This window comes from Actinoplanes auranticolor, from assembly GCF_018332655.1.
In the GTDB taxonomy this organism is placed as follows: Bacteria; Actinomycetota; Actinomycetes; order Mycobacteriales; family Micromonosporaceae; genus Actinoplanes; species Actinoplanes auranticolor.
Map to the genome: position 1 here is coordinate 396600 of NZ_BOQL01000018.1, position 24525 is coordinate 421124.

The following is a 24525-nucleotide window of genomic DNA, read 5'->3' on the forward strand; positions in this document are numbered from 1 at the left end:
GCCCCCGGGGTGACCTGCACCCCGCGGGGGCCGGGGTCGCCGGTTCAGCCCGCGGCGCGGACGATGAGCTTGACGACCGTCTCCGGACGCGAGACCGCCACGGCGTGCGAGGCCCCCTTGACGGTCACGGTGGCACGGGAGCCGCCGCGTTCGGCCATGAACTTCTGCGCCGGCAACGGGATGTTCTTGTCGGCACCGGCCAGCACGAACCATGACGGGATGCTCGCCCAGGCGGGCTTGCCGGACGCCTCGCCCAGCGCGGCGTCCCGGATGGGACGCTGGGTGCTCGCCATGACGGCAGCCTGCCGGGCCGGGACGTCGGCGGCGAACTGCTGCCGGAAGAGCGAGGGCTTGATGTAGAGGTCGTTCGAGCCGTCGGGCAGCGGGACCGGTGCCAGCGTCTCGCCCAGCGTGCTGCCGGGGTACTTCGCAGCGAGCTCTGCTGCGGCTTCGCCCTCGGCGGGGGCGAAGGCGGCGACGTACACCAGGGCCTTGATCTTCGGGGAACGTGCCTTCACGTTGGTGATGACGGCGCCACCGTAGGAGTGGCCGACGAGCACCACGGGCCCGTCGATGCCGGCGAGACGTGCGTCGAGGGCGTCGGCGTCGGAGAGGACTCCGCGCAGGGGGTTCGCCACGGCGACAGCGGCGAAGCCGCGCCGCTGCAGCCGCTCGATGACAGGGGTCCAGCTGCTGCCGTCCGCGAAGGCGCCGTGGACGAGGACGATCGTGGGCTTCTGCCCGGCGGGATGGGCGGCCACCGCGTGCGAAGTGCCGAACAGAGCGGGTCCGGCGACCGCGACGAGCGCGGTCAGCAGAGCGGCGATACGTACGGTGACGCGGTTGTGCGGGTGCATGTCGGGTCTCAGTCTGCGAGGAAGGCGATCAGGGCGGCGTTGACCTCGGCTGCGTGGGTGAGCAGCAGGCCGTGCGGAGCGCCGTCGATCTCGACGTAGCGCGCATCGGGCAGGCGGTGACGGAACTGCCGGGCGGTGGCGTCGATCGGCAGGATGCGGTCGGCGGTGCCGTGCAGGATCAGCGACGGTACGTCGATACGGTCCACGTCGGCCCGGAAGTCCGTCAGCCACGCCGGGACACACGCGTACGCCGCGACGGGCGCCGAGTTGATGGCGGTAGCCCAGTTGGCCCGCAGCGCGGCCTCGCTGAGCCGGGACCCGAGGGTCTCATCGGTGTTGAAGAAGTCGACGAAGAAGTTCTCGTACCAGGCGTAGCGGTCGGCCTCGGCCTGCTCGGCGATGCCGTCGAAGACCGTCTGCGGCACCCCGGTGGGATTGTCCGGGGTCTGCAGCAGGAACGGCTGGAGCGCGCCGAGGAAGGCGGCCTTCGCCACTCGCTGCGAGCCGTAGGTACCGAGGTAGCGGGCGACCTCGCCGGAGCCCATCGAGAAGCCGACGAGGACGACGTCACGCAGGTCGAGCTGGGTCAGGACGGTGTTCAGGTCGCCGGCGAAAGTGTCGTAGTCGTACCCCGTCATGGTCCTGCTCGACCGGCCGAAGCCCCGGCGGTCGTAGGTGATGACCCGGTAGCCGGCCTTGACCAGCGCGTCGGTCTGCTTCTCCCAGGACTGCCCGTCCAGCGGGTAGCCGTGGATCAGGACGACCGGCTGGCCGGAGCCGTGGTCCTCGTAGTAGAGCTCGACACCGGTCGAGCCCTCGGTGCCGACGGTGATGGTCCCCATGGTGTACCTTTCCGCCCGTCCACCGGGTGCGGACCGGGCATGGCACGAACCTAGGGAACCGGCGGGATCGCCCGCATCCGTCAAACGACGTCTTCGGCGTACGTCATCGTGCCGCGCAGCACTGCCGCGAGCTCGCCGCGGGAGGTTACGCCCAGCTTGGGGAACATCCGCTGGAGGTGGGTGCTCACCGTCCGGGGCGAGACGTACAGCCGCTCGCCGATCTCCCGGTTCGTCAGCCCCTCCGCGGCGAGCTGAGCGACGTGCAGCTCGGTCGAGGTCAGCCGGTCGGCGGCGGCCGGGTCCCGGCGGGGGGACGACGTGCCCGCGGCGCGCAGCTCCTGCCGGGCCCGATCCGACCACGCCGATGCGCCCAGGGCGTCGAACACCTCCCGCGCGGCCTGCAAGGTCACGCGGGAGGCGGCTGGCCCGGTCCATCCAGTGGGCGTCCTCCACGACCACCAGCAGCGGCGCCTGCACTGCCGCGTCCGACAGCAGGGTCAGCGCCGCGAGGCCGACGAGGTAGAGGTCCGGCACGGCCTCGTCGACGAGCCCGACGGCTGCGCGCAACGCAGCACGTTGCGACCCCGGCAGGTTGTCGATCCCGTCCCGCAGCTGATGAACCAGCTGGTGCAGACCGGCGCAGGGCACGTCCTCCTCCGACTCCACCCCTACCGCTGTGATGACCCTATGTCCCGCGGCTCGCGGCCCGTGCTGCCGCCTCGGCGACCAGCGCCGACTTGCCGATCCCCGGAGCGCCCCGGACGACCACCGCGCCGCCCGACCCGGAGGCCGCCTGCTCGACCAGGGCAGCCAGTGCGCGGCGCTCCGTCTCGCGGCCGAGCAGCGCCCGTCGTTGCATGCCTCGCTCCGTCTTCTCCGTGCGACTCCCGGCACAATGGCACGGGCGCCGCCCGGCGGGGTACGAGGGGGTCCAGGTCCAACAGGCGTATTCGAGCACCGGCCTGGACATTCGACGTACGTGCTGGACAAGGAGATGGCTCAGGTCACGTCCGGTTGAGGAGCCCGACCGGCTCCCCAGGTGAGGGTGATCTCGAAATTGCCCTCGGTCGCGGCCCTGGCCACCAGCCAGTTCGCCGTGCCGGTGACCTTGACCCCGAACTTCACCTGAACGGTGTCGGGGGCCATGGCCCGGGTCTGCTCGAGGACCTCCCTGGCTGCCGCGATGGCCGGCTCGACGGCCCGCCGGACATGACCCGCCACCTGCTCGACACCGACGGGAACGAATCCCTCGACCGGATTGATCTCGATGGACACCGCCTCGTCATCGTCGAGGGCATAGGTCACGACCTGCGACTCGGACATCGAACCTCCTGAGAGCGGCGCTCGGGCGGAAAACCAGTCTGGACGGTTGCAGCATGTGATGCAAACATCTACGGATGGTCATCGAACGGGCGGGCGGTCGACATTTCGCCGGGCCCGGTTACGACCCCTGGACGGTGACGATCTTCGCCGGCACGGCTCGTACCCCGCTGGGCTGCGGTGTGTTGATCGACCGGCGGCGGGTGCTCACCTGCTGGCACGTGATCGAGGGCCAGAAGGCGATGACCATCGCTTTTCCCAAGGCCGACGTACCCCGGACGGTGCGGGTGGAGGTCGCCGAGGCCCGCGGTGACCACCATCTCGACGTGGCGGTGCTGCGGCTGGCCGCGGACGCGCCACCGGAGGCAGCGCCGGCCCCGCTCAGGTCACCGCGCCCGCAGGATCTGACCGGCGACCGGTGGTGGGCGTTCGGATTTCCGCGGGAGTCCGAATCCGGGGCGGACGCGCACGGGCAGATCGGCATTCGCCTCGCATACGGGCGGGTCCGCCTGGAAACACAGTCGCGGTACGTCGTCAAGGCGGGCTTCAGCGGCACCGGCGTCTGGTCGCGCGACTTCAACGCGGTCGTCGGCCTGGTCGTGCAGGCCCAGCCGGGCGGCCGCAACGCCGGCGACGCCGAGGCGATCACCCTCCACCAGATCGCCCGGGAGCTTCCGGACGAGAAAGTGCAGGCGCTGGCCGCCTGGTCGATCGCCGCGGCCGGGGACACCGCTCTCGAAGCGTGGGGCTGGTCGCTGACCACCGACCGGGAGGCGGTACGGCACTGGCGGCCCCGGGCGCGCGGCGTGTCCATCGACACCGAGGGCGGCTACCGGTTCCGTGGCCGCACTGTTGCTCTCACCGAGGTCGTCGGCTGGCTGCAGCGCGCGGTTCCGGACACCCGGGTGCTGGTGGTCACCGGATCTCCGGGGGTCGGCAAGTCGGCCGTGCTCGGACGCATCGTGACAACCGCGGACGAGGCCGTCCGCGCGGCGCTGCCCACCGACGACCGTAACGTCCGGGCACCTGTCGGCTCGGTGGCCTGCGCTGTCCACATGAAAGGCAAGACCGCGCTGGACGTGGCCGTCGAGATCGCCCGCGCTGCCTCCATCCGGATGCCTCGGACCGTCAACGACCTGGCGCCCGCGCTGCGCGACCGGCTGTCGCGGACCCGCGGCCGGTTCAACCTGATCGTCGACGCACTTGATGAGGCAGCCACCCCGGCGCAGGCGCGGCTGATCGTTTCCGCCTTGCTCCTGCCGGTCGCCCGCACCTGCGCCCCGTTCGGCGCCCAGGTCATCGTCGGTAGCCGCCGCGCCGACGACAAGGGTTCCCTGCTGCGGGCCTTCGGCAAGAGTGCCCACCTCATCGATCTCGACCGGCAGCAGTACTTCGCCGAGGCCGACCTGGAGGCGTACGCGCTGGCCACGCTCGCTCTGCTGGGAGCCGAGCGAGCCGGTAACCCCTACGCCGACAGTGCGGTCGCCGAGCCGGTGGCACGCCGTATCGCGACCCTGGCCGACCGGAACTTCCTCATCGCAGGTCTCATCGCCCGCTCGCACGGCATGTACGACGAGGAGGCCATCGAGCCCGACTCCCTCTCCTTCACCGCCACCGTTGACGAGGCGCTCACCGAATACCTCAACCGGCTGCCCCCGGTCGACGGTGTGCCGGCAACCGACCTGTTGACCGCCCTCGGCTATGCCCATCCACCGGGGATGTCGATCGACCTCTGGCGGGTCGCGCTGGAAGCTCTCGACGTGCACATCGGCCGTGAAGGGCTGCTCTCCTTCGCCGGCTCGTCCGCCGCCAACTTCCTGGTCGAGTCGAGCCACGACGCCGGTACGCCCCGGTACCGGCTCTTCCACCAGGCACTCAACGATTCGCTGGTGCGGAGACGGACCCTGAGCGACCGTCGTGGCGCCGACCAGCTGGCGCTCGCACAGCACCTCATCGGCTACGGGCGGCAGGCGGGCTGGGCGCAGGCCGATCCGTACCTGTTGCGCACCCTGCCGACCTATGCCGCCTGGGCCGGCCTGATCGACGAACTGCTCGCCGATGACGCCTTCCTGCTCCACGCCGACCTTCCGCGCCTGACTCAGCTCGCCGAGCACGCGCTGACCCCGGGTGGGCGAGCCCGTGCCCGGCTGTTGCGGCTGACCCCACACGCGCTCAATGCGTCGCCGGCCGAGCGGGCGGCCCTGTTCGGCGTGACCTCCGCCTTGGAGCAGCAGCCGAACACCTTTGCGGCCTGGCCGGGTGCGCCGTACCGGGTGGGGTGGGCGGCGGTGCCCAGCCGCGCCGAGCACAGCATTCTGGAAAGTCATACCGGCGCCGTGCGGGCGATCTGCGCCGTGACGGTCGACCGGAGGTCACATGTCGCCTCGGTCGGTGACTTTCCGTTCGTACGGCTCTGGGATCCGGCGACCGGCCAGCACTGGGCGGTGCCGATCAGGACCGGTGAACAGGGCAGGCAGGCGCAGGCCGAACCGCTCTTCGCGGTCTGCCCGGTGACCGGGGGTGAGCGGCCTCTGCTCGCGGCCGCCGGAAAGAGCGGGACGATCTACTTCATCGACGCGACCAACCGACGCCTGGAGGGTACGTTCGCCGGGCCGACCACAGCTGTCCGGTCGCTGTGCACCGTCACCATCGAACGCCGTACCCACCTGGTTGCCGGTTGCGACGACGGCATGATCCGGGTCTGGGAACTACGGACCGGCGCCCAGGTCCGCGTCATCGCGGCGCACAGCGGCTCGGTACGGACGGTGTCGGTGATCGAGTCGACCCGTGGCCCCGCGGTGTTGTCGGCGGGGGACGACTTCCTGGCGCGGGTGTGGGATCCGCACGGGTGGGAGGTCACCATTCAGTTCGCCGGTCATGTCGACCGGGTCCGCGCCGCCTGCGCCCTGACCGTCGGTGGCCGGATGTCGATCGCCGCCACCAACTACAAGAGCGTCCTGATCCACAACCGCGGTGCTCAGGGATCGCCGATCGCGTCGAACGGGCACAGCAAGGCGATCCTCGGCATCGCCCCGTGCCGGGTCAACGGCCAGACGGCACTGGCCACGGTGTCCAGCGACGGCGACGTCCGGGTGTGGGATCCGCGAAAAGGCCACTGCCTGCGGGTCCTGGCCGGTCACACCGACGTGGTCCACGCGGTCTGCACGGTCGTCCTGGACGGCCACGAGTACCTGGCGACGGGCGGGAAGGACCGCACGGTGCGGCTGTGGGATCTGACCGCCGACGAGGGCAGGGTCGGAGCAGCCCGTCGCGGTGGCCGGACCAGCGCGGCCTGCACCGTCCGGCTGCGGACCGACACGGTTGCGGGCGTGGACGGCACCAGCGGTGTGATCCGTCTGCAGACCGCCGAGACCGGCGCCGAGATCCGATTGATGGGCGGCGGCCTCGGAACCGTCAACAGCCTCTGCAAGGTGCGAGTACAAGACCGTGAGTTCCTCGTCGTCGCCAGTGACTCCGGTGTCATCCAGACCTGGGACCCCATCACCGGCAAACAGATCCTGACGGACATCCGCCGCTTCGACTATCTCCAGGCGGTCTGCGCCTTCCGCACCGAGGACGGCGAGGATCTGCTGGCGATCGCGGGCCCCCGGAACCGCGGGGTGACCCTCCAGTTCTGCCGGCCGGAAGACGGCCGGATCGTCCACCGATCGCGTCTGACCGACCGGCTCAACTTCGGCGCACCGATCGACGACATCCAGCGGGTCAATGCCATCCGGCAGCTTCCCGGCGCCGACCGGCTGCTGGCCGCAGCCGGCGACGACGACGTGCTGCTGTGGGGTCCGACCGGCCGCTACCTGACCACTCTCCGCGGACATGGCGGCACGGTCCGGGCGCTGACCGCGATAGCGGCTGACGGTAAGTGGCTGCTCGCGTCCGCGGGCGACGACCGTAAGATCCGGTTCTGGAACACTCAGACCCAGACCTGCACCGCCGTACTGACCGGCCACCTGGACGGAGTCAGCGCCCTGTGCCCGGTCACCGTCGGCGGGCGGTCCCTGCTCGCCTCCGGCGGTCGGGACAGGACGATCCGCTTGTGGGAGCCCACCGGCGGTTCCCCGATCCTGTCCATTCCCGTCCACTATCCGGTGCTGGCCTGCCTGGAGGTGTCCGGTCTGCTGTTCGTCGGCCTCACCGCAGGCTGTCTGGCTCTGAACCTGAACGCCAGTCATCAGGAACTGCCGAACTTCTGGGAACGCTGAATGATGCGGCCGCCCCCGGCTATGTGACGCGGTAGGCGGCGTACCGGACCCGGTCGGCCTCGCGGATCGCGGACGCGATGAAGACGTTCTGCTCCAGGGCGGCCAGCGCCGGCACCGAGGTCTCCAGTCGGACGCACAGGCGGAAGTAGTAGTCGGACGGGTCGACCGCGTCGCCCCGTAACAACGCTTCGAGGATCTCCGGACGCCCGCTGCGGACGCCGAACGTACGGATGTAGACGTGGCCGCCGCCGGCGGTCAGCGCCGAGTAGCGGGTGTCGATCTCGATCGCGCCGTCGGCGCGGACCAGCTGCCAGTCGGCGCCGCCGGGGAGGATGTCGGCCGTGAAGAGGCCGGTGACCCGGCCGCCGACGACCGGCACGACCCGCCGGTGACCGGCGCGGGTCACCCCGTGGTCCTCCAGCGCGCCGAGCCGGGCCTCCACCTCGAACGCGGGCTCCAGACCCGGAGCCGCCGGCGCACTCATGGGACGTCCCGGGTCTGTGTGAGGGCGTCGCGCAGGCGTTCCAACGCGGGCACCGCGGCGGCCAGAGCTGACCGGTCCCCTTCCGGCAGGGTGGCCACAGCGCGGGCGACCAGGTTCCCGCTGGCGAGATCGAAGCGGTCGAACAGGTCGAGGGCCTTCGCGGTGGCGCGGACGTCGACGTGCCGAGGGCTGTCGGGACGGGGGCGGCGCTCGACGAGACCGTTGGCCTCCATCGTGGTGAGCAGGTTGCTGACCGTCGAGCGGCTCAGGCGGAGGCGTTCGGCGAGCTCGCCGGGGGCGGCCACCGTACCGCGGGGCAACGCCCGGATGATCTCGATCTGTGCGTCCGGGATCTCCGGCAGGTGCTCCGCGGCCCGGGCGGCGGCCAGCAGTGTCCGGCGCAGTGGCGAGATGACGGATGCCAGCCGGGCCGCGTCCAGCTCAGTCGTTTCCCGGGCGGTCACGGCAGGATGCCTGAGAACGCTGTCGGTGTCAGGGAAGCGCGTTCGTTGAGAGCAGCGGGGAGAAATCCTGCTGCCTTCTTGTACCCGGTGGCGATCTCGGTGAGCTCGTCCGGGGGGATGACGTCGTGGATGTGCTCGAATCCGGCCGGCGCCCGCTCGTGGGCGAGCACCATCACGTGTTCCGGGCCGTGCCGCCGGTTGCTCAGCACCAGCGCGGTGGTCGCCGGACGCCGGTCCGCCTCGTAGGCGTCGAGCGCCTGCCGGACCGTCGGCGCGGTGGCGAGGTGGAAGGCGAGCGTCCGGGCGTCCAGGATCGCCTGCGACGCTCCGTTGGAACCGTTCGGATACATCGGGTGGGCCGCGTCCCCGAGCAGCGTCGTGTTCTGGTGGGTCCACCTGTCGATCGGATCCCGGTCCACCATGGGGTATTCGAGGATCTCGTCGGTGGCGCCCAGCAGTGCCGGCACGTCGAGCCACGGGAAACGCCATTCCTGGAAGAGCGCGATGACCGGCGCGGGATCGACGGCCTGATTCCAGTCCGCGTTCGTCCCGGCGAAACCGGGACCGCGTCGCTCGGCGACGACATTGATCAGGTCAGGACCGATCGGGTACGCGACGAACTTCCGTTCCCCGTCCCCGGCCATGATCATGGTTCGCCCGTCGAGGAATCCGGGCGCCCGCGCCGTCCCTCGCCACAGGGTGAGCCCGTTCCAGACCGGGGCTCCTTCGCCGGGCTGATGGTGCCGGCGCAGCGCCGAGTGGATGCCGTCCGCCCCGATGATCAGGTCGCCCTCGACGCTGACCTCTCCGGCTGCCGTTTCGAAGCGCGCGACGCCGTTCCGGACGCCGACGAGTCGGTGCCCGGTGCGCACCACGCCGGCCCCCAGCCGTTCCCGCACCACCGTGAGGAGTTCCATCTGGAACCGGCCGCGGTGCACGGACAGCTGCGGCCAGCGATATCCGGCGGCCAGGCCGCGCGGCTCGCTCCAGATCTGCTGGCCGTGCCGGTTGTAGTAGGCCAGCGTGCCGGGCGCGACGCCCAGCCTTTCCACGCGTTCGCCGAGGCCCAGCTCGGTGAGCTCACGGACGGCGTGCGGAAGCAGGTTGATCCCGACGCCGAGCGGCCCCAGCGCGGCCGCGCGCTCATAGACGGCGATGTCGCGAAAGCCGGCCTGGTGCAGGCTGAGCGCGGCGGTGAGGCCACCGATACCGGCGCCCGCGATCACGATCGCCACGTCGTCGCTCCCTCCGCCGCCGCAACCACCAATGGCACAGTTTTGTGACAAAAGTGTAGTCACGTCAAGGGTTTCCCGGCGAAAAACCGACGCCACCGGAATCGCTATGCCGGGGACCGAATCACATTCTTGACAATCTATGTCTTCTGCCTGACGCTGATCAGCGCGGTCCCGCGGTGCCATCGCCGCGGCGGCCACGTCGACTTCTCCGGGTGTGCCAACGTCGCCCCACGGAAGGGCTCGTCATGAAGAAGCTCACCGCCCTTGCTGTCCTCGCCGGCATCGCGATCGCCCTGACCGGGTGCACGGACTCCGATGCCACCACACCGTCTTCCGAAGCCGGTGGCGACCTGCGGAAGGTCCGCGTGGCGGCCCTGCCCATCAGTGAGACCGCCGCGCTGTGGGCCGGCATCGAGGCGGGCACCTTCCGCAAGCAAGGACTCGATGTGGAGGTGCTGCCCGCACAGGGTGGCGCGCAGGCCATTCCGGCGCTGATCAACGGTGACATCGATTTCGCCATCGGTCAGCCGTTCGGCCCGTTCCGCGCCGATCTGCAGAACCTCGGTGTCGTGATCGTCGGTAACTACGCGTCGTCCTACGCCGACGGTGACGACATCAATGCGGTGGTGGCATCGGCGAAATCCGGCATCACCCGGCCGGCCCAGCTCGCCGGGCGCAAGGTGTCCGTCAACAGCCTCGGTGCGGCCGGCGATGTCACGATCATGGCGGCGGTCGAGAAGGACGGCGGCGACCCCGCCAAGGTCGAGTTCGTCGAGGTCGCCTTCCCGGACGCCCCGGCCCAGCTCGCGGCCGGCAACATCGATGCCGCCTGGGTGACCGAACCGTTCATCACCCAGCTCCGTGAGCGCGGCGACAAGCTCGTGGTCGCGCCGTACCAAGCCACGATCCCCGGCCTCACGACGCTGACGACGATCACGTCGAGCAAGCTGAGAGAGTCCGATGCCGCGCTCGTCACGGATTTCTCCACCGCCATGAAGGAAACGCTCGCCTGGGCCAGGGATCCCGCCAACGAGGGGAGCCTTCGTCAGGCCATCAAGGACAACCTCGAGCTTCCGGACGCGGTCGCGGATTCCGTGCGCCTGCCGGCGTTCGGGTGGGAGCTCGACCGGGCCGGCCTGGAGCAACTGGCGGCGCTGGCCCGCAAGTACGGCGTCCTCGAACGGCAACCTGACTTCGACCGCCTCATCCAGCAGCAGTAGGCGGCAGTGCACAAGGTATCGCTGGGCGCCACCGGTCTGCTGGGGTTCGCCGTCGTCTGGCAACTGATCCCGGCGCTCGGGCTGGTGGACCCGCAGTACCTGCCGTACGCCACGGACGTGTTCGCCTGGCTGGTGCAGGAGGTCCGTGACCTCGCGTTCTGGCGGCGACTCCGGCTCACCATGACGTCCTGGGCGGTCGGCCTGGCGATAGCGACGCTCGCCGCGGTCGTCCTGGGCACGGCGGTCGGGCTGGTGCCGTTCCTGCGTCGCGCGACGCACACGATGGTCGAGTTCCTGCGCCCCGTACCGTCGGTCGCGCTGATCCCCCTGGCCGTCCTGATGTTCGGCCTGCAGATGCGCGCCGCGCTCGTCATCATCGTCTACGCCGCGTTCTGGCAGGTTTTCGTGCAGGTGATCTACGGTGTCGCCGACATCGACACCGTCGCGCGGGACACCGCCCGCAGCTTCGGGCTGACCCGCCGCGAGCGTTTGCGGTATCTCGTGCTGCCGACCGCTCTGCCGTACCTGATGACAGGTCTACGCCTCGCCGCGGCGGTCGCCCTCATCCTGGCCATCACCGCGGAGATGGTGATCGGCAATCCCGGCCTGGGGCGCTCGATCGAGCTCTCCCGCTCCGCCGGAGACGCTGTCGGCCTGTACGGCCTCGTCGTGGTCGCCGGGCTGCTCGGTCTCCTGGTCAACATCGTGTTCCGCTTCATCGAACGCCGATCGTTGACCTGGCACCAGTCGGTGCGCTCGGAGGAGACCCGATGAACACGCGTCCAGCCGGCCCGGTGGCCCGGGCCGCCGCGAACTTCCTGTTCGCCCTCGGGCTCCCCTTCCTGACCGTGGTGCTCTGGGGCATCTGGTCGACCGCGTCGACGAGCCGGTTCTTCGTCGGTCCGCTCACCATCCTCGACGCGTTCCGGCAGATCTGGATCGGCCCGGCGTTCGTCGACGACGTCCTGCCGAGCCTGTACCGGCTCGCCCTCGGCATCGTCGCGTCGATCGTCCTCGGCGTCGCCGCCGGCGTCACGATCGGCCGGTTCCGCCGGCTGCGCGAAACCCTCGAGCCCCTGCTGGAGTTCTTCCGGGCCATTCCGCCGCCAGTGCTGATTCCGGTGGCGATGCTCCTGCTCGGCATCACCGACACGATGAAGGTGGTCGTCATCGTGTCCGGCGCGATCTGGCCGATCCTGCTGAACACGATCGAGGGCGTCCGGGCAACCGACAGCGTGATGGTGGAGACGGCGGACTCGTTCCAGATCCCTTCCTGGGAACGGCTGTGGTTGCTGGTGCTCCCGGCGGCCAGTCCGCGCATCATGACCGGCGTACGGCAAGCGCTGTCCGTGGCCCTGATCCTCATGGTCATCTCGGAGATGTTCGCGTCGTCCTCCGGCCTCGGTTACCGGATCGCCTACTTCCAGCGGAACTACCTCATCGCCGAGATGTGGAGCGGCATCCTCCTGCTCGGTCTCATCGGCGTCTCCCTCGCCGTGCTCTTCGGTCTCGCCGAGCGCCGCGTCCTGCGCTGGTACCACGGAATGAAGGAGATCACCCGTGCCTGACGGGAGCCCCCTGCTGAGAGTCGAGCACCTGCGGAAGGTCTATGCCACCACCACGGGCGAGGTCGAGGCGATCGGGGATCTCAGTTTCACGATGAGCCACGGCGAACTGGTGTGCATCGTCGGGCCCTCCGGATGCGGAAAGACCACTCTCCTGAAATGCCTGGCCGGATTGCTCCGGCCGACGAGCGGCCGCATGGAGATGGACGGAGCGCCGGTGACGGGCCCGAGCCCGGCCATGGCCGTGGTCTTCCAGGAGTACGGCCGCAGCCTCTACCCGTGGCTGACGGTCCGGGGCAATGTCGAACTTCCGCTCCGCCACAAGAAACTCTCCCGCGCCGTACGCGACCGGATAGTCACCGACGCCATCGAGGCGGTCGGGCTGCCGCAGGCCACGCTTAGCCATCCGTGGCAGCTCTCCGGCGGAATGCAGCAACGCGTGGCGATCGCCCGCGCCATCGCGTACCAGCCCGAAGTGCTGATCATGGACGAGCCGTTCGCCGCCGTGGATGCCCAGACCCGGGCAGAGCTGGAGGATCTCGTACGCCTGCTGCACCTGACCCGCGGGATCTCGACGGTCTTCGTGACGCACGACATCGACGAGTCGGTGTATCTGGGGCAACGCGTCCTCGTCCTGTCCAACTCACCGACCCGGGTTCAGGAGGACCTCGTGATCGACCTCCCGTCGGAGCGCGATCAGCTCACCACGCGGGCGCTGCCCCGATTCACAGAACTGCGGACCCACATCTACGGGCAGATCCAGCGGGCCAGACGCGGGCCGGCCGCGGCGCCCCGATCGGCGCCGTGACCGCATAGCCGGAGGCGTACCAGAACGGTTACCTGGACATCGATCCGGCCGGCATGCTCACCGACACCGAGGCGCCGCTGCGCCCCTCGGAGCCGCCGGGACGCGCATCACAAGTGATGTCACGCCGTGACATCATCGTGTAGAGTTCGGGATATCAGTCGATCCGGGATGTCGAGATCGTCGTCATGACGCTCGTCCGGACCTCCGACGCCGAAGCCTTCCAGAATGGGGAGCGTGGACCATGATTCTCGAAATCGCCGAGTTGAGCGCCAAGCCGGGCAGCGAGAAGGACCTCGCAGAAGCGCATGCCACGGCCATGGAGGCAGTCGGGCAGGCCGAGGGAATGCTCTCGGCACGCCTCACCCAGGGGGTCGAGACCCCGACGAACTTCGTCCTGCTCGTGGAATGGACCGACCTGGCGGCGCACGAGCGCTTCCGCGGCACCGAGCAGTTCGCCCAGTGGCGCGCGGCGATCGGGCAGTACGTCACCGGCCCCGCCGCCGTGCAGCACACCCGCGTCGTCGCCTGACCCGAGCGGATCGGCCCGCGGAAACGCGGATACCCACCGGTGTCGTCATCCGGCGCCGGTGGGGTCGATTCGGCCCGGCACTGTCCCTCGGGGACGGTAGCCGGGCGTTTCCCGTCCAAGAGCGCGATACGACGCGGCCCGACACCGAAGTGGTGACGGGCCGCGTCTCTACCAGGGCTGCATCAATACCGCACCGGTCGTGAAACTGCAGGACTCGCTCACCATGAAGCAGAGGAGGTCGGCCGTCTCCGGCGCGGCAGCGATCCGGCCCATCGGCACCATGCGCTTCATGTTCTCGACGGCCTCGGGCGGCACGTCGTTCACCATCGATGCGCCCGTAGCCGCGCTCACGCATGGCGGGCCCGCATACGCGGCGTCCACATCAGACGCGATGGTGGCATCGACGACGTGTACGGAGGCGGCGGCGCTCTGACTCTGGGCGGTCTCCAGTTTGCCGGCGTCGAGATCCCACAGCGCGACACGGCCCCCCTCCGATGCGATCTGCGTCGCGACGGCAGGGCCGATTTCCGAGGCGCCGCCCGCGATGAGGGCGACGCGGTCCGTGAATCGATCAGACATGCGCTTCTCCTCGAAGCTGGTCAGATCTCAGGACCGAGCGGGCGAGAGCCGCGCCATACGACGGCGCTCGATCAGGAAGCCGGCCAGGACGCACCCGAGGCTGGGCAGGGTGGTGAAAAGCTGCGGCCAGGTGTTCTCACCGGGTGGGTCGACACTGGCAACTCCGGGATAGAGCGCGACGGACAGTTGGGTGAGGCCGTAGATGCTGGCGACGACGGCGGCGGTCGCCAGCGACGCGCGCGTCTGGGCCGGCTTCCACAGGTAGAAGAGGACCACCAGTCCCAGTGCCACGCCCATGCTCATCGTCTGCGCGTTGTGGAACTTCGCGTGCGGTGGCCACGTCGTGTTGTAGATGTGCGACTCGTTCCAGTCGGCGATGAACACGCCGATCCCGGTGCCCACCGCGGACAAGGAGATGAGCACCTTGCCGAACGGGAACGTCCTGCGATTGCTGTCTGGCACCTTGTTCTCCCTCGGGTGAAATGCGGCTCAGTTCCCGTCGTGGCGGACGAACGTCGCTTCCACCGTGACCTGGTTGTGGAGGCCGGCGCCCATCCTCGACCAGCCCATGCCCCACTTGCTCCGGTCGATCTCCGCCCGGGCGTTGATGGTCACCGAGCCGTCGCCGCCCATCCGCACTGCGGCCGGAAAGTCCACGGGCCGGGTGACGCCGCGGACGGTGAGGGCGCCCTCGACCGTGCATTGACCGGGCGCGTCCAGACGAGCGCCGGTCACCTCGAAATCCATGGTCGGGTGCCTCTGGACGTCGAAGAAGTCCGCATTCCGAAGGTGACCGTCACGCATTTGGCTCTTCGTGTCGATCGACCGGGAGTCGATGACCAGCCGACCGGTGATCCGGCCGTTGTCATCAACGGTGCCGGCTCCCTCCGGAGCATGAAGCGTGCCGTTGACCGTGCGGAACCACATCGACGTTGTCCGGAACTGGATCGTCGTCCGGCGCGGATCGAGCGCCCAGGCCCCGGTCACATCCGAGAGGGCCACCGGCTCGACGCGGGTGTTCTCCGTCATTGGCATTCTCCTTGAACTGCGGCCGGTGTCACGACCGTCAGAAACGTCTGGGCGCGAGCCGGCTCGGCCCTTCGACAGGGGTCGGAGCGGAGGAATCCAGCATCGATGTCCCGCCGAGACATCACCCTATTGATGTCTCGACGTGACGTCAACCCGGCCCGGCCGATCACTCACCGCGAAGGAAGATGCGCAGCTCACATCTCGTGAGGCCCGAATGAAGCGGACGGAGCAGCCCGGGGGCCCGATTGCTGAGACATCACCGACTCGGTGACGGTCGTCAGATCGGTGCCTTCGTTGCTCTCCAGCCACTTCCGGTAGGCCGTGCGGAAGATCCGGCTTCCCGTACTGGCCGCGAGTTCGGCGATGTCGGGGTCCACCCCGCGCTCACACAGCGCCCGGCGGAACCCGCCGGCCATCTGGTGCTACAGAGCCGCGCGGTCGAGGGATCGGTCGGCCTCGTCGAGCGGCAGTTCGTTGGTACCCGCTTGGAGCTGCAGCGCCGGGAAGCCAGCACCCGTCGCGGTCCGAGCCGGGTAGCGGAGTTCGCCGCACAGCGAGTGCGCGCGTTTCGCACATTCCTGATGCTCAATGTCGTGCATGGTGGTGAAGGAGGTTCTGGTCAGTGCACGTGTCCATCAGCGGCTGACTGCCGACGGTCTGCGGTCGGCGATGTCGGACCTGTGGGCACGTACCTGTCAGCACTGCGGTCGCGTCCTGGGCGAGGAGCCGCCGTCGCTGGCAGTCGACGACGTCGGAGAATTCATCATCGTCTCGCTGCACCATCAGTGGTGCCGTCTGCCCGGCTGGACCACCCGCCGCCAGGTTCCCGACGAGGTCGCCCATCGCAGCTTCAGCTGCCGCGCGGTCAGCCTCCCGTACGCCTGCGGCCCCGTGCCCGCACTCATCATCAATCCCGGCCTCGAGATGGTCTTCATGAACAGCGACCCCCACGGCCGGTGGCGCGTGGAGCACGAGACTGCCTTCGAACGCCTCGGACTTGCCCGCTGGTTCGACGCCACGGCAACCGACCGATCCCCCGTCAGCGGCGCCGTGGCCCGGCTGACCGCCCGGACCGTGACCGTCGCGATGATCAACCCACCGATGCTGTCCTTCCAGGCCCGGGTGCAGCCCTCCCTGCACGCTCTGATCGAGCAGCAGAGCGGCCTGCGACTGATCGTCACCCATGCCCTCGATCCGCGGGACCTGTCCACCTGGCATCTCCTGGATTGGCTGCGTCCGCAAGGACGCGCCCTGTCCGGCTGGGTCGAGCTCGACTAGTGACATCACTCGATCGGGTGAACACGGCGGCGCCTCCTCCCGGACCTAGGAACCGACACCCAGTCGTCACACGAGAGGAACGGTCGCCATGAACCACGCCGTCACCGCGGCGACGCCGCTCATCCTCATGGAGGGCGCCTGCGCCGCAGTCGTCACCGCCTTCACGATCACCGCGTCGGTCGACGTCACGGTCGTCGTCGGTGGTGTCGCCGTCGCCATGACCGCCCTGTGCACCCGAGGCGCCGAACCCCTGCCCGGCATTGCCGAGCGCACCGAGCGGGAGCCCCCGCGGGAGGACAGATGACAGGAGGAGTCAGCACGTGGACACCGACCCGGGATTGACCCATGCACCGACGAGGCCACCCACGCAACGCTCAGCGCTGTCACCTGAGGGCTTCACCCCCTTCTTCCGCCAGCACTTCCGTTCCCTGATGAGGCACGTCATGTACATCGGCGGCACGCTGCACGAAGCCGAGGAAGCAGCCCAGGCAGCCATGGAAGAGATCCTGAAACGCTGGCCCACGATCACCGACAAACTGCCCTACGCCAAACGCGCGGCGCTCAACGCGTTCCGCAAGGCGCGTACGCGCGGCCTGGACCGCACCCGCAAACGGCAGGTCGAAGCCGGTGACGTACGCGCCGACGCCGCGGCGGACGACAACCTGACGCTGTGGGAGAACACCGAATGGGTGATGTCTCTGCTCGAGGCTCTGCCGCCACGGCAACGTGAGGTCATGGCGTTCATCGTCGACGACTTCAGCCCGGCAGAGATCGCCCAGATGCTGGGCCGCACACCGACCGCGGTCCGCAACAATCTGCGCGCTGCCCGCGACCACCTGGAGCTGGATCTTCGGCGTCGGCGCGCCACCGAGAACCCCGGATCCGGAGGGGACCGACAGTGACCGATGACGACCCGACACCGGAGATCGAACAAGCATTCACCGACTTCGACGATGCCGTCGACGCACTACCCGACGATGTCGTCGAGTACCGCCTGGCCCGGACACTCGGGCGGATCGCGGTATCCGACCCCGCCGGACAGGACACGGACGCCTATCTCGACGTCGCCCTGCAACGGGGCCAAGAAGTCCTCGATCAGGCCCACGAAAAAGCGCGAGAAATCCTCGCACGGGGCAAGCAACGCGTCATCGAGCTCATCGCCGACGCCGGAAGCCATTACAGCACCGACGGCCTCGGCAACCTCTGGCCCGACGACACCGTCCGATCGGTGGCTTTCGCCCGGGAATGGATCGCCGGCAGTGGCCCGGCGGACCGGGAACCGGTCGAGGAGTTCGTGGGGCGCATCGACGACCCCGCGCCGAACCCGGCCGGCCGGCTCAGCCGCGACGAGACGGTGCAGATTCTCAAAACCCAGATGTTCGGTGCCTACCGGCACGCCACCGTCATACCCGAATCACCGGACGACCCGGATGCAGGGTAGATGTCCGTGGCGCTGGGTAGAGGTCCGGGGCGCGCTGGGTGGCCATACCTCTACCGGATGTCCAGCTGCTCGGTGAACCGGGCAAGGCCGTGGCCCGTATAGATTTTGGACGGCCTCCACGACTGTGCATCGGCGGCCGCTTACCAGGAGGACTACATGACGCTTCTCGCCCGCCGCGAGATGACCATGCAACTTCACCCCGCCACGCTGGGCGCCACCGCCCAGGCAGGCCTGATCATGTCCCTGGCGGCGACCGTGGGACTGGGCCCGATCGGCTGGGCGGCGGGCATCGGGTTCGGTGTGCTGGCGTGGCCCGTGCTGTTCCACGGCATGCGCAGATCCGGCGCCCGCAGCTGGGGACCGGCGGACACGGTCACTCTGGTACGCCTCGCCCTCACCGGTGGCGTCGCCACATTGGTGGCCGAGCAGCTCAGCGGGCACGCGGTACTGCCGGTCCTGGTGGGTCTGGCAGCGGTGGCGGCCGCTCTCGACGCCGTCGACGGTCAGGTCGCCCGGCGTACGAGGACCACGTCGGCGTTCGGTGCGCGCTTCGACATGGAAGCCGACTCCGTTTTCGTCCTCATTCTCAGCCTCTTCGTCGCCAGCTCGCTGGGCTGGTGGGTGGCCGCGATCGGCCTTTTCCGCTACGCGTTCGTCGCGGCGTCCTGGGCGTGGCCCTGGCTGTGCGGCTCGCTGCCGCCGCGCATGATCCGCAAGGTCGTCGCCGCCCTGCAGGGAGCCGTCCTGGTCGTGGCCAGCGCCGGTCTCCTTCCCCTCGGGCCGGCGCAGCTCTTCGTGGCGCTGGCGCTCGGCTGTCTGACCTGGTCGTTCGGCAGCGACATCGCGTGGTTGTGGAGCCGGCGCCGGCTCGCGTGAGCGCCGTGCGGACCCGTTGACCACGCTCGCCGGACAAAGCCGTCATACCTCTCCCGTGGGACCCGATATGACTTTTCCCAGTGCCCGTCTGCAATCGCTGAAGGCCGATCCGGCTAATTCCGGCATCCTGCGATCGCTCGACTACTACTACGGCAACGCCGGTCACGATGCGGCGATGGACGCCCTGTACGCGCAGTTCGTCAAACCCGGTGATCTGGTCTTCGACATCGGTGCGCACGTCGGCGACCGGATCGGCAGCTTCCGGCGGCTCGGAGCGAGAGTCATCGCCGTGGAACCACAGCCGCTGTGCAGCCGCGCCATCGGCGCCCTCTACGCCGGCGATGACGACGTGGTGCTGATCGAGGCTGCCTGCGGTGCGTCGGAGGAGCCGGTCACGCTCTACATCAACTCCCGGAATCCCACCGTGTCCACGGCGTCGAAGGACTTCGTCGCCGCCGCTGACGGAGCCGGCGGGTGGCACCAGGAGGTGTGGGACACCCGGGTGCAGGTGCCGGCGGTCACGCTCGACGGGCTGATCGAGACCTACGGAACGCCCGCGTTCGTGAAGATCGATGTCGAGGGCTACGAGGATGTGGTCCTTGCCGGTCTCAGCCGGGTCCTACCGGCACTGTCGTTCGAATTCACCACCATCGAACGCCCCGTGGCGCGCCGCTGCCTGGACCAGGTGGCGGAATCCGGTTCCCGGCTCTGCAACCTCTCCATGGGCGAGAGCATGCGGCTGGAGTTCGAGGACTGGATCACACCGCAGGCCATGGCCGAGCACGTCTCGGCACTCCCCCACGAGGCCAACGCCGGCGACATCTACTGCCTCGTCGAACCGAGCCGGTGACCGGCGTGGTGGACCAGACGGCACGATGCATGAAGTCGATTTCGGCGATTTCTGAGGCACGGAAGCCGTCGGCCGCTTCGCGCGGCGCACGACACGGTCGCGGTCGTGGTCGCGCGCAGCTGACACGATCCGGTGGGTCCTGAACGGCGTCGTGGAGGATCCCTATCCCCGGGGCAGTTCGTCGCTGGTCTCCGGGTCCAGGAGCCGGGTCAACAGGCCGGTCAGCACTTCCCGTTCGACGCTGGTCAGCCGCTCGTAGGTGCCCTCGAACAGGTCGTTGAGGTCAGCACGGACAGCGGCCACGCAGGCCCGTCCGGCCTCGGTGAGCTCGGCCACCACCAGGCGGCGGTTGCTGGCCGAGCGCTGCCTCACCAGCAGGCCCCGCTCGGCGAACTGGTCGCTGAACAACGTGGCGGTCGAGGCCCCCAGCCCGGCCCGGCGGGCGATCTCTCCCAGCGGCAACCCGCCCGCCGGCGCGGCGGCCAGCTCGCTGAGCAGCCACCAGCCCGCGTCGGTGAACCCGTGTCGCTGCAGCACCGTGGCCATCCGCGCGACGAACTCCCGCGCCAGCATCGCCACCAGCCGCCCCAACGGACGCTGGGTCACCAGATCTTCCACGCTCATGCTGACCGTATCGGCGTGAACCGTGCGGTTCTGAAAGCTTCGCTCGTGAAAAGTGGCCCCGGCACAATCGTCATCCGGCCGCTCCGAGCGCCGATGTTCCAGGCACGGCGGGTCGGGTGAAGGGCCCGGCGGCGATTCCGGCAGAGAGAGGCAACGATGTTTCGTACCACCAAGCGGGCGGCTGAGCAGGTCAGCAGCGACCTGGCGCAGGCTCAGGCGGACGTCGGGGCGGTCACCGCGATCCTGCAGGCGATGCAGGAAGCACCCTCGCCGGAGAAAGCCATCGGCACCGCTCTGGAACTCGTTCGCACGATGTTCGGCTGGGCGTACGGGTCGTACTGGCAGCTCGATCCGAGCGGCAAGGTGCTGCGCTTCGCGCAGGACAGCGGCAGCGTGAACGAGGAGTTCCGCCGGGTGACCCTGGAGGCCACCTTCGCCGAAGGCGTGGGGCTGTCGGGGCGCGCGTGGCGCAGCCGGGACCTGATCTTCGTGCCCGACATCGCGGACGTCAGCGACTGCGTGCGAGCGCCCGCCGCGGCCCGGGCCGGCGTACGCAGCGGCGTGTGCTTCCCGCTGATCGAGGACGGCCGGGTCGTCGGCACCATGGACTTCTTCGCCACCGAGGAGCTGCACCCCTCGGCCGGACGCCTCGCGGTGCTACGGGCTGTCGGGATGCTCGTCTCCGCCGCGTTGGCGCGGCTGCGCGAGGCGATCCGGCAGGAGAAGGCAGCCCAGGACGTCGAGGCCGTCTCCCGGGTCATCCGTGAACTCACCCAGACCACCAGCCGCGACCAGGCCCTGCGGTCCGCGCTGGAGATCATCCGCGCGGACTTCGACTGGCAGTACGGGTCGTTCTGGCAGCTGGACGACAACGACGACGTGCTGCGGTTCGCGCTCGAGTCCGGTGACGCGGGTACGGAGTTCCGGCAGGTCACCAGGTCGGCTTCGTTCGCCAAGGGGGTCGGGCTGTCCGGCCGGGCCTGGGCACGCGGTGATCTGGTCTTCGTCGAGGACCTCGGCGAGCTCACCGACTGTGTGCGCCGCCCCGCCGCCCAGGCGGCCGGAGTCAGGTCCGGCGTGTGCCTGCCGATCAAGGTCGCCGGCCGGATCGTCGGGACCATGGACTTCTTCGCGACCCGCACCCTCATCATGTACCCGGGCCGGGAGGCCGCCCTGCGCAACACGGCCTTCCTGGTCGGCCAGGCTCTGGAGCGCTTCGCCTCCACCGAGCAGCTGCACACCGCCGGGCGGGAACTGCTCACCTCGATCAGCGAGGTCCAGTCCAACGTCACCTCGGCCGCCGCCGTCGCCCACCGCGGCGAACGGCTCGCCGAGGAGGCGAACACCCAGGTCGCCGCGCTCGGCCAGGCCAGCGATGAGATCAACAAGGTGGTGAGCACGATCCAGTCCATCGCGGCGCAGACCAAGCTGCTCGCGCTCAACGCGACCATCGAGGCGGCCCGCGCGGGCGAGGCCGGGAGAGGCTTCGCCGTCGTCGCCGGGGAGGTCAAGGAACTGTCCAGCGAGACCGAACGCGCCACCATCGAAGTGAGCACGAAGGTCAGCGCCATCCAGGACCGCGTCGACACGGTCACCGCGTCACTGGCCGACATCCACACCGCCGTGGAGGAGATCAACCAGACCCAGAAGCTGATCAGCGGCGTCCTGACCGAACAGATCGCCGTCACCGGCGCCCTCCTGCCCTGACGGCCGGCGGTTGCGGTCAGGCGCCGGCAGGCAGGCGGGTGTGCCGCGGGATGCTGCCGAACTTGCCGGAGTGGAAGTCCCGGTACGCCTGTTCGATCTCCTCGCGGGTGTTCATCACGAAGGGGCCGCTGGCGTAGACGGACTCGCCGATCGGCCGCCCGGCGAACACCATCACCCTGGTCTGCTGGTCACCGTCCCCGGTGGCCAGGGCGAGCGTGGTCGGCTCCCCCGGCCGGGACACCGGATCCGACCAGGCGACCTGCCCCGCTCGCACGGGACGGCCGCCGATCGTCAGCCGGCCCGCGACCACGTACGCGAACGCCCGCTCATCCCCGGCGAGCAGCTGCCGGTAGTCGGTCCTCGGGTCGAGGGTGATCATCGCTCCGAGGATCGGCCAGTGGTTGAGCGCGGGGCCCCGTACCGTCGCGGTCTCTCCCGAGATCACCTGGACCAGCACGCCGGGCTCGGTGTGCACGGCCTGCAGGCCGGCCCGCAGGTCCTGGTAGCGGGTGGGGGCCAGCTTCCGGCCGGCCGGCATGTTGATCCACAGCTGGAGGATGTGGGCCCGCTCCGAGCGGGCCGCGACCTCGCGGTGGATGATGCCGCGGCCCGCGGTCATCCACTGCACGTCGCCCGGCCCGATCACACCGGCGTTGCCCATGCTGTCGCCGTGCTCCAGGGCCCCGTCCAGGATCACCGTCACGGTCTCCAACCCGCGGTGCGGATGCCAGTCGAACCCCGGCTGGGTGACGAGCTCCTCGCCCATCAGCAGAAACGGGTCGGTCCAGGCATTGTTGCCCGGCGCGATGATCATCGAACTGCTGTCGGACATCATGGTGGGGCCCAGATCGACCTTGTCGACGACGCGGTCCACCTTCCGGGTCACCGGCGTGGATGGTGTGGTCATGGTGCCCTCTCTCTCCTCGGTCGGGGCAAGCGTCCATCCGGCGATCAGGGTTGGCAAACACCACGCAAGTTACTTACTTTGGAGAAGTGAACAAGCCGTCCGGAGCTCCGGTCAACGAGGAAGCCTGCTTCCGCATCCTGCGAGCGATCGACATCATCGGGGTCCGCTGGACCGGCCCGATCCTGCTCGCCGGGGCCCGCGGCGCCCGCCGCTTCAAGGAATACCGCGCCATGGTCGAGGGCATCTCCGACCCGCAACTCACGCTACGGCTCAAGCAGCTGCAGGCCCGCGGGCTCATCGACCGCACCGTGGTGCCGAGCACGCCGGTGCAGATCACCTACAGTCTGACCCGCGACGCCGAAGAGCTGATCTCGGCGCTCCAGCCGCTGTCGCGCTGGAGTGAGCGGCACCTGCCGCCCGGCGACGTCTGACGCTCCGACGTGCTCGGACTACGCCTGATGGTCATCCGCAGCGCCGCGGCCGAGCAGCGCAATGCGGTCCCCTGAGAGCTCCTCACCCCCGTCCCCGCGCACCAGCCGGCTGAACCGCCAGGCGTCGGCGGCGCGGGGCAGGTTGTTGAACATCACGTACGCCGGGCCTGCGTCGACGGTCTCGGCCAGCTGGGTCAGTTCAGCGTCGGTGTACACGTGGCGGGCGCCGGTGATGCCGTGCAGCCGGTAGTAAGCCGTCGGGGTCAGGCTGGGACGCAGGAACGGATCGGCGGCGTGGGTCAGGTCGAGCTCCTCGCAGAGCCCCCGGACCACCTCATCCGGCCACGGGCCGCGCGGCTCCCACACCAGCCGGACACCTGACGGCCGGCGCGCTCTGGACATGAACTCGCGCAGCTGCGCGATAGCGGGCTCGGTCGGCCGGAAGCTCGCCGGGCACTGGAGCAGAATCGCGGTCGCTTGCAGGATCGCGGCGCACCCGAGTGTGGTCTCCCAGGCGCGTGCGACGACGGGTGTCCACCGGAAGCCGCCGACCTGGCTGCGTTCCTCGGCACTCAACGGTGTGCGCAGCCGCCGGTACGTCGAGCTTCTCGCCTCGTGCGTGATCAGCTGCCACGCTTTCATGGTGAACTCGAACGCCGGTGGAACGCCGGCCCGCCACCGCCGCAGCGTTGCCTCCCGAGGTGGCTCGTAGAACGTCTGCTGCACCTCCAGCACCCGGAAGCGTTGCGCGTAAGTCGTCAGCGCCGTGCCGGCTCCGCACAGACCCACCTTCACCGGCGTCATGCCCGGTCAGTACCCCCGATCCCGGGGCGTACGCCTTTGCCGGAGCCGGGCTCCGGGACGGCGGGGGTCAGCCCGTTGCGGGCCGGCTCGGCCGGATCGCATCCCTGCGCCACCAGGGCCCGCATCAGGTCCAGGTCGTCGCGGGCGGCGGCCCGGTCCAGGGCGAGACGCCGCAGCCTGCGCGGGCCGACGAGCGTGCCCGTCCGTAGTGCACCGCGCCAGTCGAGCACCGTCGCCTGGACGAGGTGACGCAGCTTGCCCGCGGCGGTCCGCAGCCGAGGGTCACCAGCTTTCGGACAAGGCCGCAGACGGAGCATCGGTCACCCCGCGCATTGTAGAGCGCAAGGCCGATCGGGCGAGGCGGCGTCACTCACTCTTAGTGACCGCAGGCGAACGGCATCGACGTACCCCATGGTGGTACGGCACAATCTGGCGCGACCTTGACACGGGGAGGC

General features: G+C 69.5%; 30 protein-coding genes. 14 read left to right on the forward strand and 16 right to left on the reverse strand.

Annotation, left to right across the window (positions count from 1 at the left end; genetic code table 11):
• Nucleotides 1–44 precede the first annotated feature (44 nt).
• The 5 genes from Aau02nite_RS11125 to Aau02nite_RS11145 all read right to left on the reverse strand — a co-directional run bounded on the left by Aau02nite_RS11125 (nucleotide 45) and on the right by Aau02nite_RS11145 (nucleotide 3022).
• Nucleotides 45–857, reverse strand: a complete 813-nt coding sequence (locus tag Aau02nite_RS11125; RefSeq protein ID WP_212988262.1) for an alpha/beta fold hydrolase — start codon at nucleotides 855–857, stop codon at nucleotides 45–47.
• 8 nt (nucleotides 858–865) lie between these two features.
• Nucleotides 866–1699, reverse strand: coding sequence for an alpha/beta fold hydrolase (locus Aau02nite_RS11130; protein ID WP_212988263.1), 834 nt, complete (start codon nucleotides 1697–1699; stop codon nucleotides 866–868).
• An 80-nt stretch (nucleotides 1700–1779) separates the two neighbouring features.
• Nucleotides 1780–2109, reverse strand: coding sequence for a helix-turn-helix domain-containing protein (locus Aau02nite_RS11135; RefSeq protein WP_212988264.1), 330 nt, complete (start codon nucleotides 2107–2109; stop codon nucleotides 1780–1782).
• Nucleotides 2110–2384: 275 nt separating this feature from the next.
• Complete coding sequence (locus Aau02nite_RS11140; RefSeq protein WP_212988265.1) at nucleotides 2385–2558, reverse strand: ATP-binding protein; 174 nt, start codon at nucleotides 2556–2558, stop codon at nucleotides 2385–2387.
• Nucleotides 2559–2698: 140 nt separating this feature from the next.
• Nucleotides 2699–3022, reverse strand: coding sequence for a CU044_2847 family protein (locus Aau02nite_RS11145; RefSeq protein ID WP_212988266.1), 324 nt, complete (start codon nucleotides 3020–3022; stop codon nucleotides 2699–2701).
• Nucleotides 3023–3096: 74 nt separating this feature from the next.
• On the opposite strand from Aau02nite_RS11145, the gene Aau02nite_RS11150 reads away from it, so the two are divergent.
• Nucleotides 3097–7239 (forward strand): trypsin-like peptidase domain-containing protein, encoded by a 4143-nt coding sequence (locus Aau02nite_RS11150; protein WP_212988267.1) that lies wholly within the window; start codon nucleotides 3097–3099, stop codon nucleotides 7237–7239.
• Between the two features lie 19 nt (nucleotides 7240–7258).
• Here Aau02nite_RS11150 and Aau02nite_RS11155 read toward each other — a convergent pair whose 3' ends face one another.
• From Aau02nite_RS11155 to Aau02nite_RS11165, 3 genes are read right to left on the reverse strand one after another with little or no spacing between them, the layout of a single operon-like run.
• The gene (locus tag Aau02nite_RS11155; RefSeq protein ID WP_212988268.1) at nucleotides 7259–7723 is read right to left on the reverse strand and encodes a DUF3237 domain-containing protein; all 465 of its coding nucleotides are present in this window, start codon (nucleotides 7721–7723) and stop codon (nucleotides 7259–7261) included.
• Nucleotides 7720–8187, reverse strand: a complete 468-nt coding sequence (locus Aau02nite_RS11160) for a MarR family winged helix-turn-helix transcriptional regulator (RefSeq protein ID WP_212988269.1) — start codon at nucleotides 8185–8187, stop codon at nucleotides 7720–7722. Before Aau02nite_RS11160 ends, Aau02nite_RS11155 begins: the two co-directional genes overlap by 4 nt.
• Nucleotides 8184–9422, reverse strand: a complete 1239-nt coding sequence (locus Aau02nite_RS11165) for a flavin-dependent oxidoreductase (RefSeq protein WP_212988270.1) — start codon at nucleotides 9420–9422, stop codon at nucleotides 8184–8186. The genes Aau02nite_RS11160 and Aau02nite_RS11165 overlap by 4 nt, the downstream gene beginning before the upstream one ends.
• A 245-nt stretch (nucleotides 9423–9667) precedes the next feature.
• Here Aau02nite_RS11165 and Aau02nite_RS11170 point away from each other — a divergent pair, with 245 nt between their 5' ends.
• From Aau02nite_RS11170 to Aau02nite_RS11190, 5 genes are all read left to right on the forward strand, one after another.
• The gene (locus tag Aau02nite_RS11170) at nucleotides 9668–10642 is read left to right on the forward strand and encodes an ABC transporter substrate-binding protein (protein WP_212988271.1); all 975 of its coding nucleotides are present in this window, start codon (nucleotides 9668–9670) and stop codon (nucleotides 10640–10642) included.
• Nucleotides 10643–10648: 6 nt separating this feature from the next.
• On the forward strand, nucleotides 10649–11416 hold the full coding sequence (locus Aau02nite_RS11175) for an ABC transporter permease (RefSeq protein WP_212988272.1): 768 nt from the start codon (nucleotides 10649–10651) through the stop codon (nucleotides 11414–11416).
• Nucleotides 11413–12210 (forward strand): ABC transporter permease, encoded by a 798-nt coding sequence (locus Aau02nite_RS11180; protein ID WP_212988273.1) that lies wholly within the window; start codon nucleotides 11413–11415, stop codon nucleotides 12208–12210. Before Aau02nite_RS11175 ends, Aau02nite_RS11180 begins: the two co-directional genes overlap by 4 nt.
• A complete protein-coding gene (locus Aau02nite_RS11185) occupies nucleotides 12203–13015 on the forward strand; it encodes an ABC transporter ATP-binding protein (RefSeq protein WP_212988274.1) in 813 nt (270 codons plus the stop codon). The genes Aau02nite_RS11180 and Aau02nite_RS11185 overlap by 8 nt, the downstream gene beginning before the upstream one ends.
• Nucleotides 13016–13256: 241 nt before the next feature.
• The gene (locus tag Aau02nite_RS11190) at nucleotides 13257–13544 is read left to right on the forward strand and encodes a putative quinol monooxygenase (protein ID WP_212988275.1); all 288 of its coding nucleotides are present in this window, start codon (nucleotides 13257–13259) and stop codon (nucleotides 13542–13544) included.
• A 168-nt stretch (nucleotides 13545–13712) separates the two neighbouring features.
• Here Aau02nite_RS11190 and Aau02nite_RS11195 read toward each other — a convergent pair whose 3' ends face one another.
• The 4 genes from Aau02nite_RS11195 to Aau02nite_RS11210 form a co-directional block, all read right to left on the reverse strand.
• Entirely contained in the window at nucleotides 13713–14123 is a 411-nt protein-coding gene (locus tag Aau02nite_RS11195) for a hypothetical protein (RefSeq protein ID WP_212988276.1), read from the reverse strand.
• A gap of 27 nt (nucleotides 14124–14150) precedes the next feature.
• Nucleotides 14151–14585, reverse strand: coding sequence for a DUF6640 family protein (locus tag Aau02nite_RS11200; protein ID WP_212988277.1), 435 nt, complete (start codon nucleotides 14583–14585; stop codon nucleotides 14151–14153).
• A gap of 27 nt (nucleotides 14586–14612) precedes the next feature.
• Nucleotides 14613–15152, reverse strand: coding sequence for a YceI family protein (locus Aau02nite_RS11205; RefSeq protein WP_212988278.1), 540 nt, complete (start codon nucleotides 15150–15152; stop codon nucleotides 14613–14615).
• Nucleotides 15153–15346: 194 nt separating this feature from the next.
• Entirely contained in the window at nucleotides 15347–15529 is a 183-nt protein-coding gene (locus Aau02nite_RS11210) for a hypothetical protein (protein ID WP_212988279.1), read from the reverse strand.
• Between the two features lie 220 nt (nucleotides 15530–15749).
• Here Aau02nite_RS11210 and Aau02nite_RS11215 point away from each other — a divergent pair, with 220 nt between their 5' ends.
• From Aau02nite_RS11215 to Aau02nite_RS11240, 6 genes are all read left to right on the forward strand, one after another.
• A complete protein-coding gene (locus tag Aau02nite_RS11215; RefSeq protein WP_212988280.1) occupies nucleotides 15750–16430 on the forward strand; it encodes a hypothetical protein in 681 nt (226 codons plus the stop codon).
• Between the two features lie 88 nt (nucleotides 16431–16518).
• Nucleotides 16519–16734: a hypothetical protein gene (locus tag Aau02nite_RS11220; protein WP_212988281.1), complete on the forward strand. Its 216-nt coding sequence runs from the start codon at nucleotides 16519–16521 to the stop codon at nucleotides 16732–16734.
• Nucleotides 16735–16750: 16 nt separating this feature from the next.
• Nucleotides 16751–17332 (forward strand): RNA polymerase sigma factor, encoded by a 582-nt coding sequence (locus Aau02nite_RS11225; RefSeq protein ID WP_212988282.1) that lies wholly within the window; start codon nucleotides 16751–16753, stop codon nucleotides 17330–17332.
• Nucleotides 17329–17871, forward strand: a complete 543-nt coding sequence (locus Aau02nite_RS11230) for a hypothetical protein (protein ID WP_212988283.1) — start codon at nucleotides 17329–17331, stop codon at nucleotides 17869–17871. Before Aau02nite_RS11225 ends, Aau02nite_RS11230 begins: the two co-directional genes overlap by 4 nt.
• A gap of 156 nt (nucleotides 17872–18027) precedes the next feature.
• Nucleotides 18028–18747: a CDP-alcohol phosphatidyltransferase family protein gene (locus Aau02nite_RS11235; RefSeq protein WP_246595053.1), complete on the forward strand. Its 720-nt coding sequence runs from the start codon at nucleotides 18028–18030 to the stop codon at nucleotides 18745–18747.
• Nucleotides 18748–18814: 67 nt separating this feature from the next.
• Nucleotides 18815–19597: an FkbM family methyltransferase gene (locus Aau02nite_RS11240; protein ID WP_212988332.1), complete on the forward strand. Its 783-nt coding sequence runs from the start codon at nucleotides 18815–18817 to the stop codon at nucleotides 19595–19597.
• A 162-nt stretch (nucleotides 19598–19759) separates the two neighbouring features.
• On the opposite strand, the gene Aau02nite_RS11245 is transcribed toward Aau02nite_RS11240, so the two are convergent.
• Nucleotides 19760–20221, reverse strand: coding sequence for a MarR family winged helix-turn-helix transcriptional regulator (locus tag Aau02nite_RS11245; RefSeq protein ID WP_212988284.1), 462 nt, complete (start codon nucleotides 20219–20221; stop codon nucleotides 19760–19762).
• A 156-nt stretch (nucleotides 20222–20377) separates the two neighbouring features.
• Here Aau02nite_RS11245 and Aau02nite_RS11250 point away from each other — a divergent pair, with 156 nt between their 5' ends.
• Complete coding sequence (locus Aau02nite_RS11250; protein WP_212988285.1) at nucleotides 20378–21928, forward strand: GAF domain-containing protein; 1551 nt, start codon at nucleotides 20378–20380, stop codon at nucleotides 21926–21928.
• Between the two features lie 16 nt (nucleotides 21929–21944).
• On the opposite strand, the gene Aau02nite_RS11255 is transcribed toward Aau02nite_RS11250, so the two are convergent.
• Nucleotides 21945–22835, reverse strand: a complete 891-nt coding sequence (locus Aau02nite_RS11255; protein ID WP_212988286.1) for a pirin family protein — start codon at nucleotides 22833–22835, stop codon at nucleotides 21945–21947.
• 86 nt (nucleotides 22836–22921) lie between these two features.
• Between Aau02nite_RS11255 and Aau02nite_RS11260 the strand changes: the two genes are divergently transcribed.
• The gene (locus Aau02nite_RS11260; protein ID WP_212988287.1) at nucleotides 22922–23266 is read left to right on the forward strand and encodes a winged helix-turn-helix transcriptional regulator; all 345 of its coding nucleotides are present in this window, start codon (nucleotides 22922–22924) and stop codon (nucleotides 23264–23266) included.
• A gap of 18 nt (nucleotides 23267–23284) precedes the next feature.
• Here Aau02nite_RS11260 and Aau02nite_RS11265 read toward each other — a convergent pair whose 3' ends face one another.
• Both Aau02nite_RS11265 and Aau02nite_RS11270 read right to left on the reverse strand, forming a co-directional pair.
• Nucleotides 23285–24070: a DUF72 domain-containing protein gene (locus Aau02nite_RS11265; protein ID WP_212988288.1), complete on the reverse strand. Its 786-nt coding sequence runs from the start codon at nucleotides 24068–24070 to the stop codon at nucleotides 23285–23287.
• On the reverse strand, nucleotides 24067–24387 hold the full coding sequence (locus Aau02nite_RS11270; protein WP_212988289.1) for a hypothetical protein: 321 nt from the start codon (nucleotides 24385–24387) through the stop codon (nucleotides 24067–24069). The genes Aau02nite_RS11265 and Aau02nite_RS11270 overlap by 4 nt, the downstream gene beginning before the upstream one ends.
• Nucleotides 24388–24525: the final 138 nt, after the last annotated feature.